12 protein-coding genes are annotated in these 12229 nt (G+C 75.3%); 4 read left to right on the forward strand and 8 right to left on the reverse strand.

Features of this window, described 5'->3' with window-relative positions; all coding sequences use genetic code 11:
* Positions 1-46: 46 nt before the first annotated feature.
* Complete coding sequence (locus tag IW256_RS23765) at positions 47-2212, reverse strand: protein kinase domain-containing protein (RefSeq protein WP_197013083.1); 2166 nt, start codon at positions 2210-2212, stop codon at positions 47-49.
* Positions 2213-2381: 169 nt separating this feature from the next.
* Positions 2382-3311 carry a Ppx/GppA family phosphatase gene (locus IW256_RS23770; RefSeq protein WP_197013084.1) on the reverse strand — a complete coding sequence of 310 codons (930 nt, stop codon included), beginning with the start codon at positions 3309-3311 and terminating at the stop codon, positions 2382-2384.
* A gap of 235 nt (positions 3312-3546) precedes the next feature.
* On the opposite strand from IW256_RS23770, the gene IW256_RS23775 reads away from it, so the two are divergent.
* Both IW256_RS23775 and IW256_RS23780 read left to right on the forward strand, forming a co-directional pair.
* The gene (locus tag IW256_RS23775) at positions 3547-4002 is read left to right on the forward strand and encodes a PH domain-containing protein (RefSeq protein ID WP_307829020.1); all 456 of its coding nucleotides are present in this window, start codon (positions 3547-3549) and stop codon (positions 4000-4002) included.
* Positions 4003-4065: 63 nt separating this feature from the next.
* Positions 4066-4563 carry a DedA family protein gene (locus IW256_RS23780; protein WP_197013085.1) on the forward strand — a complete coding sequence of 166 codons (498 nt, stop codon included), beginning with the start codon at positions 4066-4068 and terminating at the stop codon, positions 4561-4563.
* 19 nt (positions 4564-4582) lie between these two features.
* Here the strand turns inward: IW256_RS23780 and IW256_RS23785 are convergent, their stop codons facing one another.
* From IW256_RS23785 to IW256_RS23795, 3 genes are all read right to left on the reverse strand, one after another.
* Positions 4583-5455, reverse strand: a complete 873-nt coding sequence (locus IW256_RS23785) for a ribokinase (RefSeq protein ID WP_307829021.1) — start codon at positions 5453-5455, stop codon at positions 4583-4585.
* Positions 5456-5555: 100 nt separating this feature from the next.
* Complete coding sequence (locus IW256_RS23790) at positions 5556-6566, reverse strand: LacI family DNA-binding transcriptional regulator (protein ID WP_197013087.1); 1011 nt, start codon at positions 6564-6566, stop codon at positions 5556-5558.
* Between the two features lie 80 nt (positions 6567-6646).
* Complete coding sequence (locus IW256_RS23795; protein WP_197013088.1) at positions 6647-6880, reverse strand: hypothetical protein; 234 nt, start codon at positions 6878-6880, stop codon at positions 6647-6649.
* Positions 6881-6999: 119 nt separating this feature from the next.
* Here IW256_RS23795 and IW256_RS23800 point away from each other — a divergent pair, with 119 nt between their 5' ends.
* A complete protein-coding gene (locus IW256_RS23800) occupies positions 7000-8076 on the forward strand; it encodes a DUF2293 domain-containing protein (protein WP_197013089.1) in 1077 nt (358 codons plus the stop codon).
* Between the two features lie 4 nt (positions 8077-8080).
* On the opposite strand, the gene IW256_RS23805 is transcribed toward IW256_RS23800, so the two are convergent.
* On the reverse strand, positions 8081-9325 hold the full coding sequence (locus tag IW256_RS23805; protein ID WP_231403903.1) for a glycerophosphodiester phosphodiesterase family protein: 1245 nt from the start codon (positions 9323-9325) through the stop codon (positions 8081-8083).
* Between the two features lie 228 nt (positions 9326-9553).
* Here IW256_RS23805 and IW256_RS23810 point away from each other — a divergent pair, with 228 nt between their 5' ends.
* Complete coding sequence (locus IW256_RS23810) at positions 9554-10072, forward strand: hypothetical protein (protein WP_197013090.1); 519 nt, start codon at positions 9554-9556, stop codon at positions 10070-10072.
* 33 nt (positions 10073-10105) lie between these two features.
* Here the strand turns inward: IW256_RS23810 and IW256_RS23815 are convergent, their stop codons facing one another.
* The gene (locus IW256_RS23815) at positions 10106-10918 is read right to left on the reverse strand and encodes a DeoR/GlpR family DNA-binding transcription regulator (RefSeq protein WP_197013091.1); all 813 of its coding nucleotides are present in this window, start codon (positions 10916-10918) and stop codon (positions 10106-10108) included.
* A 108-nt stretch (positions 10919-11026) separates the two neighbouring features.
* Positions 11027-12226 (reverse strand): glycerophosphodiester phosphodiesterase, encoded by a 1200-nt coding sequence (locus IW256_RS23820; protein WP_307829022.1) that lies wholly within the window; start codon positions 12224-12226, stop codon positions 11027-11029.
* Positions 12227-12229: the final 3 nt, after the last annotated feature.

Consider the following 12229-nt stretch of genomic DNA (forward strand, 5'->3'; position numbering starts at 1 on the left):
CCGCTGACCACGGGAGCGCGGCGACCGGCGGCGCGGCCGGTCGGGGCTACGACCAGTTGGCGTGGCCGACCACGCCGTTCGCGGGGCCGAACGGACGGTCGCCCGTGCCGTCGACGCGGATCACGCGCAGCTCCGGCGACTCGTAGGGGCCGCGCGTGTAGGCGACCCACCGGCCGTCGCGCGACCACGCGGCGTCCATCTCGTGCGCCGGTCCCTTGGTGAGCTGCCGGGCGCCGGTACCGTCGGCGTTCATCACCCACAGGTGCCCGTTCGGGTAGACGCCGCGGGTGAAGGCGATCATCTTGCCGTCCGGGGACCACTCGGGGTCGACCGACCGCACCCCGTCCCGGGTGAGCCTGGCCGGCGGCGCCTCCGGCCGGCTCGGATCGAGCGAGTAGAGCTGCTCGGCCCCGCCCTGCTTGCTCCAGTAGACCAGCCGCCCGGTGGACGACCACATCGGATCGTCCTTGTCGGCGGGGTCGGTGGTGAGCCGGCGCGGCTCGGACTCCCCGATCGTGATCGTGAAGATCTGCCGGACCGCCCCGTCCCGGACCATGAAGGCCAGCCGCTTCCCGTCCGGCGACCAGGTCACCCTGCCGCCGGAGAGCCGGTCGGTGATCCGCCGCGCGCCGCCGCCGTCCGCGTTCACCACCCACGCCTCGACGCGGCCACCGTTCCTGCGGGTGAAGGCGAGCTTGCCGGGATCGGCCGGGGACCGCTCGGGGAGGGTGTCGCAGGTGTTCCCGGGCACGATGGTGACCGGAGCGGCCTGCCCCGGCGTGTAGGTGCCGATGTCGGCCTTGCAGTCACCGGGCCAGCCGGGCGCGGTGTCGACGCGGACGAACATCCGGTCGGCCGGGGGCGATGACGCCGACGCTCCCTTGCCGTCGCCGCCGGCCAACTCCGCCAGGAGATATCCGCCTCCGGCCGCGAGCACCGCCGCCAGCATGGCCGCGCCCGCCACCCGGGCGCCTTTGCGGCGCGGGCGCCGCGTCGTGGTCGTGCCGGTCGGCCCGTCCAGGACGTCGGTGAGCGCCGCCGGACCCGCCGGGCTCATCGGATTCGGGCTCGCCGGGCTCGCCGGGCTCGTCCGGCCGTACCGGCTCGCCGGGTCGTACGGGCTCGTCGGGCCGGGCGGGTTGGGCGGGCTAGGCGGCGGGGACGGAGCCGGAGCCGGCATACGGGCCCGCGACGCCGGGTCGGTGACCGTCCGCCCCGCGGGGTCCGCGGGCGGGACCCGGTTCGCGGCGGGCGGCGTGCCCGGCGAGGGCGGGACGGGGTCGGACGCCGCGCCCCCCGGGGACCCCACGACGGTCGGGGACGCCCAGCTCTCGCCGAGCGTGGTGGTCACGGCCGCTTCGGACGCGGCGCCGCCCACCAGGCTGAGCAGGAGGTCGCGGGCGGTCGGGCGCGTCTGGGGGTCCTTGCGGAGGGCGGCCTGGACCAGGCTCGCGAGCGGCTCGGTGAGGGCGCCCAGCTCGGGCGCCCCGTGCAGGGCCCGGCCGACCATGATCTGCAGAGAGCCCTCGCCGAACGGGTTCCGCCCGTTGGCGGCGTAGGCCACCAGGCAGCCCCAGGCGAAGACGTCGATCGCCGGGGTGACCTCCTGGGTGAGGATCTGCTCGGGCGCGATGTAGCCCGGGGTGCCCACGACCTGGCCGGTCCGGGTGTGGGAGGTGGCCATGTCCAGCGCCCGCGCGATCCCGAAGTCGATCACCCGCGGGCCCGAGATGGACAGCAGCACGTTGCTGGGCTTGAGGTCGCGGTGCACCAGCCCGGCGGCGTGGATGGCGACCAGCGCGGCGGCCACGCCGACCGCGACGCCGTGCAGCATCCCCGGCGACAGCGTGCCGTGGTCGACGATGTGCTGCAGGAGCGACGGCCCCTCGATGTACTCGGTGACCATGTAGGCCATGCCCAGGTCCTGGCCGTGGCCGAGGACCTGCGCCGTGCAGAACGACGCGACGCGCTCGGCGTTGCGGCACTCGTCGCCGAACCGGGCGACGAAGGCGCGGTCGCCCGCCAGCTCGGGACGCACCACCTTCACCGCGACCTGGCGCCCGTCGGGGCCGCGGCCGAGGTAGACCGCGCCCATCCCGCCCTCGCCGATCTTCGCGTCGAGCTCGTAGGAGCCCACCCGGGTGGGGTCCTGCGGCCCCAGTCCGCGCGGCCCCGCCGTGCCCGTTCCGGGCCGCGAAGGTCGGTCGTCCATTGGCGTTCACCTCTCGCCGCCCGGGTCCCCCGCCGGTCGGCCGCCGTGTCCGAACGGCGCCTGGACCCACCCAGATGCACAGAATGGCAGAGGTCAGAACGCGATGGCAGCGCGGGGACCGGACGAAGGGAGGCCGGAAAAGGTCAACTTTCGCCCGAACTCTGGCGCCTCAGCCGGTGATCATGTCGAGCCTGCGGAGGATCACGCCCTCGCGCAGGGCCCAGGGGCAGACCTCCAGGCGGGAGACGCCGAACAGGTCCATCGCGGCGTCGGCGACGATGGCGCCCGCGGGCAGCTGCGGGACGCGGCGCTCCGAGACCCCCGGCAGCCCGGCCCGCTCCGTGGGGGACATCTGGGCCAGTTTCTCGGCCCATTCGGTGACATCTCCATGGCGGATCTCCCGCTTGACGTACGGGCCCTCCGAGGAGGCCGCGGCCCCGGCGATCCGCGCGAGCTGCTTGAAGGTCTTGGACGTGGCCACGGCGTGGTCGGGCGGCCCGTACCGGGCCACCTCGCCGACATGCCGGGCGATCTCCGCGCGCACGTGCCGGCGCAGCTTGCGCGCCTCGTCGGCGGGGACCGGGTCGCCGGTGAACCAGTCGCGGGTGAGCCGGACCGCGCCCAGCGGCAGCGAGAGGGACACGTCCGGGTCCTCGTCGATGCCCGTCGCGATCTCCAGCGAGCCGCCGCCGATGTCGACCACCAGCAGCCGGCCCGACGACCAGCCGAACCAGCGCCGTACCGCCAGGAAGGTCAGCCGGGCCTCCTCCTCGCCGGACAGTACCGCGATGTCGACCTCCGCCCGGTCGCGGAGCCGCTCCAGGATCTCCTCACCGTTGGCGGCGTCCCGCACGGCCGAGGTGGCGAACGCGACCAGGTCCTCCACGCCCTTGTCCTCGGCGACCTGGAGCGCCTCGTCGACGAAGTCGTGCAGCAGGCGCTCGCCCTCGTCCGACAGCCGGTCGCCGTCCTCCAGGTGGGCCGCCAGCTGAAGCTCCGCCTTGTGGGAGAACGCGGGGAGCGGGCGCGCTCCGCGGTGCGCGTCCACCACCAGCAGATGAACCGTGTTCGAGCCCACGTCCAGCACGCCGAGTCGCATGGTCCCGACGCTACCGAACACCCGTCCCGAAATATTCGGCGGATCACGACCTAGCGGACTATAACCCCCCGGACAGCCTCGCCCTGGAATCACAGGGACAGAACTACGCCGTTCGAACTACCCGGGCGGAACTCCACCACCGGAACTCCACGGCCGGAACTACAGCGGTGGAGCGTCGGCCGTCCGGCGGGCACCCCGTGCTCGCCCGCCCGCGGCCCCGGATAACGTGGAGCCCGTGAGCGACGACACCGGAGCGGAGCGGCGCTGGCGCGTGCCGCGCGCGCATCTCGCTCTGAAGGCCGCCGCCGTCGCGGCGTTCGCCGCCGTGGCGGCCCTGTCCTGGCACGACCGGCCGTTCGTGGTGCTGGCCACCGTCGCCACCGCCGGGCTCGCCGCGCTGGCGCTGCGCGACGTGGTCGCCCCGGTACGGGTCGCGGCCGACGCCGCCGCCGTGACGGTCGTCAGCGGGTACGCGAGGCGGCGCCGGATCCCGTGGGCGGAGGTGGCGGCGATCCGCGTGGACGAGCGACGCCGGGTCCTCCTGCACACCCGGCTGCTGGAGATCGAGACGGCCGACGACCTCTACCTGTTCAGCCTCTACGACCTCGGCGAGGACGTCGCCGACGCCGCCGCGGAGCTGGAACGGCTGCGCGCCCGGGCCGTCGACCTCGAACCGCGGCCACCGCAGTGATCACCACCGTGACCGGCGTCGTGAGCGGCGTTGTGCCCCCGCGACCGGACGAGGCACCGGTCCATGCGTGACACCTTCTGGGGCATGCCGCTGTGGCTGGGCGTCATCGCCGCCGTGCTGATCATCTTCGTGCGGGGGCAGGTCTACTACTGGATCGGCCGCGGGCTCGGTGACCGGCTCTACACCTCCCGCCCGGTCCGCCGGATCGGGGAGCAGCGCGTCCGCAAGGTCGAGGGCATGGTCGCGCGGCGCGGCGCGGTGGCCGTCTTCGGCGCGCACTGGGTCGCCGGGCTGCGGCACGCCATCCCCATCTGCGCGGGGGCCGCGCGCATGCCCCTCCCCCGCTACGTCGCGGCCTCGGCGCTCGGTTCGGCGCTGTGGACGCCCCCGTGGGTGGTCGGCGGCTACGCGGTGGTGTGGGGCTGGCTGGAGATCTTCGGCCGCTCCCCGGTGGCCGCCGGGGCGCTGGCCGCGGCGGCCGTCGCGGTCATCGCCGCACTGGTCCTGCTTCGCGGGCGACGCCGCGCGGCGCCCTCCTCGAAGGCGCGGACGGGAGACTGAACGCGGCGCTCCGACCGGGTCAGGCGGGGAGTTCCTCGTCCGCCCCGGGAAAGGAGCTCTGCGCGCCCGGCCGGCGGACGGCCGCCGCGCCGACGCGGGCGGCGTACCGGGCGGCGTCGGCGAGGGCGTCGCCACGGGCCAGGCGCAGGCAGAGCGCGGCGGTGAACGCGTCGCCCGCGCCCGTGGTGTCCACGGCCTCGACCCGGGGCGAGGCGACGGCGGTCACCCCGGAGGCGTCGGCGACCAGAGCCCCGTCCGCCCCCAGCGTGACCAGCACCGAACGCGGGCCGCGGCCGAGCAGTTCCTTGGCCAGGACGGCCGGCTCGCCGCGGTGGCCGAGCAGGAAGGCCGCCTCGTGCTCGTTCACCACGAGCGGGTCGCACAGTTCCGCGAGCCCGCCGGGCAGCGGCGCCGGCGGCGAGAGGTTGAGCACCACCCGCGCCCCGGCGTCCGCGGCGGTGCGGGCCGCCGCCTCGACCGTCTCGATCGGGATCTCCAGCTGGAACGACACCACCGAGGCACCGGCGAGCATGGCCCGGGCCCGTTCCACGTCCGGCGGCAGGAGCCGGGCGTTGGCCCCCGGAGAGACGATGATGCTGTTGTCGCCGTCCGGATCGACGGTGATGAGCGCGACCCCGGTGGGCCCGGGCGTGACCGTCAGGTGGCCGAGGTCCACGCCCGCGCCGGCCAGCGACCCGCGGAGCAGTTCCCCGTGCCCGTCGTCGCCGACCCGGCCGAGGATGCCGACCCGGCCGCCCAGCCGCGCGGCGGCGACGGCCTGGTTGGCCCCCTTGCCCCCCGGATAGGTGACCAGGTCGGACCCGAGCACGGTCTCGCCGGCCGACGGCCGCCGCTCCACGCCGACCACCAGGTCGGCGTTGACCGAGCCCACGACGACCACTTCAAGCCGTTGAGATCCAGGCCGTTGAGATCCAGGCTGCTCGGACACGGCGCCTCCTTCTGCGTTGTTCTCGTACGGCCGTCGCGGCCGGTCATGCCGGGACGCCGCCGTCCCGCTCGCCGCAGGAACGGCGGACCACCAGCCGGGCGGGCAGCACCACCGAGGACACCGGCCGGCCCTCCATCCGTTCGGCCAGCACGCGGACGGCGCGCCGCCCGAGCTCCCGCACCGGCTGGGCGACGGCGGTGACCGGCGGGTCCAGGTGGGTGAACCAGGGCAGGTCGTCGTAGCAGGCCAGCGCCACGTCCGCGGGGATCCGCAGCCCCCTGGCCCGGATCTCGTCGAGGGCGCCCAGGGCCATCAGGTTGTCCCCGACGAAGATCGCGTCCGGTGGTTCGGGCAGGTCGAGCAGCCGGGCCGCCCCCGCCCGCCCGCTGGCCGCCTGGAAGTCCCCGGCCTCCAGGTACTCCGGGCGCACCGGGAGGCCGTGCGCGCGCATCGCCGCGGTGAACGCCTCGGTCCGCTCCCGGCCCGTGGACAGCAACGCCGGCCCGGTGATGAACGCCACCCGCCGGTGCCCGAGGGCGCACAGGTGGCGCACCAGCTCGGCGATGGCCGCGCCGCCGTCCACGCGGACCGCAGGCACGTCGAGGCCGGGCAGGGTCCGGTCGAGGAAGACCAGCGGCCGGCCGTCCCGGACCATGTCGCGCACCAGCGGCGTGACCTCCGCGGTGGGGCACAGCAGCAGCCCGTCCACCCGCCGTTCCAGCAGGGTCCCGACGTAGTGGTCCTGCCGGTCGGGCCGCTCGTCGGCGTTCCCGATCACGACGGAGTAGCCGAGCGCCCGCGCCTGGTCCTCGACGGCCCGCGCGAGCTCGGTGAAGAACGGGTTGAGGATGTCGCCGATCACCAGCCCGATCGTGCGGGTGGCGTCGGTGCGCAGCGAGCGGGCCACCGCGTTGGGCCGGTAGCCGAGCTCGGCGACCGCCGCCAGGACCCGGTCGCGGGTGCCGGGCAGGACCGGGACGCTGTCGTTCAGCACGCGCGAGACCGTGGCGACCGACACGCCCGCGTGCCGCGCGACGTCCTTCACGCTCGCCATGGCCCCTCCCTCCGCCTGCGGAAACGATTCATGTAAACGTTTACACGCCCGCGGGGCCGCGGGCAAGTCCCCGGCCGGGGTCAGCCGGGCTTGAGGGCGGCGAGGTCGACGACCTCGGCCAGTTCCTCGACCGAGGTGTAGTAGCCCCGCCCCACGAACGCGCCGCCGTCCGTCACCAGGAACGCGGCCTGGACCCCCGGCGGCACGCCCGCGAAGGACGCCCACACCCGGTGGGCCCCGGCCAGGCGTACGGCCGCGACCCTCAACCCGCCGGGCCCCGACCAGCGGGTGCCCTCCCCCCGAGCCCCTTCCACAAGATCACATTACGGAACGTGGCCGTCCCGCCACGCGTCGTCCGGATCGGGCGGCGCGTCGCGGGACCGGACGGCGGTCCGGCCACGTCCCGCCGCCGGCTCCGCTAACGTTGCCGACCGTGAGCGAGGTGCAGGAGACCCGGTTGGCGCGCAGGGTCGACGAGGCCGCGGGAACGCTCCTGCGGCGTTCGCACTCCGTCTCCGCGATCGAGGTGTTCCAGCAGATCGGCTGGCTCACCGCCGCGCGGGTGGACGAGTGGCGGCAGGGAAGGCTCGACCCCCTGGAGGCGGCCCTGCCCGTACGGCCCGACAAGGTCGACGGCGCGCTCCGGGCACTCGGGTCCTGGGCCGCCCGCCAGGGCCTGGAGCCCTCGGAGGCCGCCTACGTCGCCGCCACCCGCGACCGCAGGCCGCTCCGTTTCACCGAACGCGGCGACGCGGCCACCGAGCGCGCCTGCCGCACGCACTGGCTCTCCCCCGACCTGTCCCCGGCGCGGCGCGAGCGCCTCGCCGCGCGCCAGAACAAGGCGCCCGACCTGGTGGCGGTCCAGGCGCTGGAGGCGTGGGCCTGCGCCACCTGCCGCGGCACCGGCGACCTCCTGGTCATGGAGGACGACGAGCCGCTCTGCCTGGCCTGCGCCGACCTGGACCATCTGGTCTTCCTGCCGTCCGGGAACGCCGCGCTCAGCCGGCGCGCGAAGAAGGAGAGCGGGCTGTCGGCGGTCGTCGTCCGGCTCAACCGCCGCCGCAAGCGCTACGAGCGCCGCGGCGTCCTGGTCGAGGAGGAGGCCCTGGCCCGGGCCGAGGAGCAGTGCCTGGCCGACGAGGACGCCCGGGCCCGCCGCCGCGAACGGGACCGGGAGCGCCGCGCTCACCAGGACGGGGAGTTCCAGGACCGGATGGCCGCCGAGATCGTGCGGCTCTTCCCCGGCTGCCCGCCCGCCCGCGCGGAGGCGATCGCCGTCCACGCGGGCCTGCGCGGCAGTGGCCGGGTCGGCCGGTCGGCGGCGGGCCGGGAGCTGGACCCGGACGCCGTGCGCCTGGCGGTCGCCGCCTCCGTCCGCCACCTGGACACCGACTATGACGACCTGCTGATGGCGGGCGTCCCGCGCCGGGAGGCCCGGGACCGCATCCGCGCCACCGTGGAGGAGGTCCTCGGCGGCTGGCGGCGGGGACCGCGCGCGGACGGCGGCTGACGCCCTATGCCTCGGTCGCCAGGTACCTGGTCCGGGCGAGGACGGCCGTGCCGGGATGGTCGCTGAACAGCCCGTCGATGCCCGTCCTGTAGAAGAGGTCGTACTCCCTGAGGGCCCGGCCGCGGGCGCCCGGCGCGGTGCCGTCACGCAGGTCCGCCGGCAGGAACCGGTTCTCGTCGCGGAAGGTGTAGGCGGCGACCTTGAGCCCGGCGGCGTGCGCGTCCGGCACCAGCGAGGTCGGCGTCCCGAGCGAGCCGTCCGCCCGCAGGGGGATCACCCGTCCCTTCTCGGGGGCGATCCAGTCGGCGTAGGTGCCGATCTCCTTGAGCCCCTCCGGGGTGACCATCTCGTCGAAGGTGGGGCCCGCCCCGCGCGCGACCGTGTCGTACGGGGCGCCGGAGGGGGCGATGCTCTGCAGGATCGTGACGTTCAGCGCCCTGTCGAGCCTGCGCAGGGCGGCCGGTTCGAAGGACTGGACGATGACCCGCCCGTCGGGGCGGTTCAGGCCGTTGCGCCTGAGGAGCGCGGCGAGCCTGCCCTCCAGCGGGAGGCCGATCGACCGGAAGTAGGTCGGGTGCTTGACCTCGGGGAAGATCCCGACGCGCCTGCCGTGCCTGCGGCCGAGCCGCCCGGCGAGGTCGACGACCTCCTGCACGGTCGGGATCCGGAAGCGCCGGTCGTACCGGGTGTTGCGCGGGCGCAGGCCGGGCATCCGCTCGACCGCGCGGAGGGTCCTGAGTTCGGCGAGGGTGAAGTCCTCGGTGAACCAGCCGGTGACCTTCCTGCCGTCGATCGTCTTGGTGGTGCGGCGGCGGGCGAACTCGGGGTGCCGGGCGACGTCGGTCGTCCGGCCGATCTCGTTCTCGTGCCGCGCCACCAGGTGCCCGTCCTTGGTGGGGACCACGTCCGGCTCGATGTAGTCGGCGCGCATCCGCACCGCCAGCTCGTAGGAGGCCAGGGTGTGCTCGGGGCGGTGGCCGGGGGCTCCGCGGTGCCCGACGACGATCGGCACCGTCCCCCGCCGTGCCGCCTCCCCCCGTACGGCCTGCCCGGGAACGGCCGGCGCGGGGCCGTCGATCGCGGGGCCGTCGAGAGCGGGGGCGCCGCGGGCCCCCGGTGCCGCCACGGCCGCGGCGACCTCGCGGGGCGCGGGGGCGGCCGTGGGCACCGCGGCCAGCATCGGCACCAGGACGGCGGCGGCTCCGAGCGGACCGGAGACACGCCTCCTCCTCGTTCCACAGGCGGCCATGGGCCGGTTCCCTTCCCGCGGCACTCCCCTGCGACCGTCGCCGGCGGACACCGCGCGCCCGGGAAAGGTACTGAGCCGGGGACACCCCAGGCCAGGACGCGTGCGAACCCGGCGCGGCCGTGCCTTTTGACCGCCAAGGGAGCGAACGGGAACGAGCCCGCCGCAAGGGACCTCCCGGTACGGGTCGCCCCCGGGGAACGGCGGGCGGGCCGCCCGCGTCGTAGGCGGATGAGGTCACGTCGAACCCTGCTCGCGGTGCCGGTGGCCACGGCGATCACCCTGGCAGGAGCCTGCGGCGGCGCGGCGGGCGGTCGTCCGGGCTCGGGCCCCGCCGACCGCTCCCCGACCGCGGAGGTGAAGCCCGGCCGGACGTTCACGCTGGCGATCGGAGGCACGGCCCGCCTTCCGGAGGCCGGCCTGACCGTCACCCTGCGGGACGTCCGGAACGACGGGCGCTGCCCGTCCGACGTCGAGTGCTACTGGCAGGGCGACGCGACCGTGGTCGTCGGCGTCACGGAGACCGGGAGGTCCCCCGCGGCACGCGAGCACGAGCTGCACACGGTGATGCGCGCCCCGGCACGCGGCGGGGACGGACCGGCGGACGGCGAGGGGCGGGCCCGCGACGACAGGCTCGTCCGGGTCGGCGGGCACGTGCTCAGGCTCGTCGGGCTCAGCCCGTCGCGCAAGTCCGACGCGGCCGTCGACCGCGACGCCTACCGGGGACGGTTCGTGGTCGTGGCCGGGTGAGCGCGCGGCCGGCCGCGCGTGCGCCCGAGGCGCTCAGGGAGCGGCCACTTCGTAGTCCACCTTGTGCTCGTCCAGGTCGCGCAGCGCCTCGCCCGACGCCCCGGAATCGACGATGACGCGGTCGAACGCGCTGAGCGGGGCGAGCCGGTGCAGCGCGACGCGGCCGAGCTTGGAGTGGTCCAGCAGCAGGACGTTGCGGGCGGCCGAGGCGAGCATGGCGCGCTTGACCGCGACGATGTGCTGCTCCTGGTGGTGGGCGAACCCGCCGGACACGGCGGAGGTGGACACCAGGCACAGGTCCACGGTGAGCGACTCGATCGCCTCCACGCACGAGACCCCGAGGAACGAGTCGTGCAGCGGGTCGTAGTCGCCGCCGAGCGCCATCAGCCGGATGCCGGGGACGCCCGCCAGCAGGTTGAGCCCTTCCAGGAAGTTGGTGACGACGGTCAGCGGGGTGATCCCGGCCAGCCGCCGGGCCACGGCCAGCACGCTGGTGGAGTCGTCGAGCATCACCGCCATGCCCGGCTCGATCAGCTCCAGCGCGCGGCGGGCCACCGCTTCCTTCTCGGCCTGCATCGCCTTGCGGCGGAAGGCGACGTTGCTCTCGAACACCCCCGAGGGCTGGGCGGTCACCCCGCCGCGGTACTTGCGAACGACGCCCTGCCGCTCCAGCTCGTCCAGGTCCCGGTGGATGGTCATCAGGCTGACCCCGAACCGGTCCGCCAGCTCCGCCGCGGTCGCCGAACCGGCCGACAGCACGTGCTCGGCGATCGCCTCCTGCCGCGGGGCCGGGCCGCGCCGCCCCCCGGACCGTCCACCGCCCGCCCGTGCGCCGTCCTCGTCCATGGGTCCATCTTCCCCCGGCGGCGTCGGGTTTTCCGCCGATATGCGGCGGATCGCCGGCCCGGAACGATCAGGGGCCGGCGACCCGCCGCGCCGCTCTGGGAGGCGGTTCTAGGAGGCGGTGCGCTCGCGCAGCGCCTCGCGGGCGATCACGGCCGTGTCGGGGTTGTCGCTCACCACCGCGTCCAGGCCGGCCCGGAAGTACGCGGCGTACTCCTCGAACGCCCGGCCGTAGGCGTTCGGGTCGGTGCCGGTCCGCAGGCCGGCGGGCAGGAACTGGTTCTCGTTGCGGAACGTGTAGGCGGAGATCCTCAGCCCGGCGGCATGGGCGTCGCGGGCCAGCGTGGTGGGCGCGCCGAGCGAGCCGTCCTCGCGCAGCGGGATCACCAGCCGCTTGTCCGGTCCGATCCAGTCGGCGTAGGTGCGGATCTCGCGGAGCCCGGCCGGGGTGGTCATGTCGGCGAAGGTGGGCCCGTGGCCGGCGGCGACGGTGTCGTAGGGGGCGCCCGAGGTCGAGATGGCCTGGAGGGCGGTGACGCGCAGCTCCCGGGTGAGCCGCCGCAGGCTGGTGGGTTCGAACGACTGCACGACCAGCCGCCCGTCGGGCCGGTCCAGGCCGTTGCGCTTGACGGTCCGGATCAGCGGCTCCTCCAGCGGGAGCCCGATCGAGCGGAAGTAGGTCGGGTGCTTGGTCTCGGGGAAGACCCCGACGGTGCGCTTGTGCTCACGGCCCAGCCGTTCGGCAAGGTCGATGATCTCCTGGAGGGTCATCAGCGGGTAACGGCCGTCGTAGAGGGTGTTGTGCTGGCGTGCCTCGGGCAGCCGTTCCACGGCGCGGAGGGTCTTCAGCTCGGCCAGGGTGAAGTCCTCGGTGAACCAGCCGGTGACCTTCCTGCCGTCGATCGTCTTGGTGGTCCTGCGGTCGGCGAACTCGGCCCGGCGGGCGACGTCGGTCGTGCCGCCGATCTCGTTCTCGTGCCGGGCGACCAGTTCCCCGTCCTTGGTCGGGACGAGGTCGGGCTCGATGTAGTCGGCGCCCATCTGCACGGCCAGCTCGTACGACCCGGACGTGTGCTCGGGACGGTATCCGGCGGCTCCGCGGTGGCCGAAGACCGTCGGATGCTCGCCGACCATGCCGGGGCCGGCCATGCCGGCACGGGCCTTGCCGGCGCCGTCCGCGCGGGCGGCGGCGGGACGGGCCGGCGCGGCGAGGCCGGAGACGAGGAGGGCGGCGGCGGCCAGGACGGCGGCGAACGCGAGGAGGGGTCTTGGGGGGCGGGTCGTTCTCGGGCGGGGGGTGGACGGATGCACTGG

Origin of the sequence: Actinomadura viridis, assembly GCF_015751755.1 — a bacterium.
Taxonomy (GTDB): domain Bacteria; phylum Actinomycetota; class Actinomycetes; order Streptosporangiales; family Streptosporangiaceae; genus Spirillospora; species Spirillospora viridis.

Bases quoted from the DNA above. Each gene is read 5' to 3' on its own strand.
- IW256_RS23765 (WP_197013083.1), bottom strand. From the start codon at position 2,212: ATGGACGACCGACCTTCGCGGCCCGGAACGGGCACGGCGGGGCCGCGC.
- IW256_RS23770 (WP_197013084.1), bottom strand. From the start codon at position 3,311: ATGCGACTCGGCGTGCTGGACGTGGGCTCGAACACGGTTCATCTGCTG.
- IW256_RS23780 (WP_197013085.1), top strand. From the start codon at position 4,066: ATGCGTGACACCTTCTGGGGCATGCCGCTGTGGCTGGGCGTCATCGCC.
- IW256_RS23790 (WP_197013087.1), bottom strand. From the start codon at position 6,566: ATGGCGAGCGTGAAGGACGTCGCGCGGCACGCGGGCGTGTCGGTCGCC.
- IW256_RS23805 (WP_231403903.1), bottom strand. From the start codon at position 9,325: ATGGCCGCCTGTGGAACGAGGAGGAGGCGTGTCTCCGGTCCGCTCGGA.
- IW256_RS23810 (WP_197013090.1), top strand. From the start codon at position 9,554: ATGAGGTCACGTCGAACCCTGCTCGCGGTGCCGGTGGCCACGGCGATC.
- IW256_RS23815 (WP_197013091.1), bottom strand. From the start codon at position 10,918: ATGGACGAGGACGGCGCACGGGCGGGCGGTGGACGGTCCGGGGGGCGG.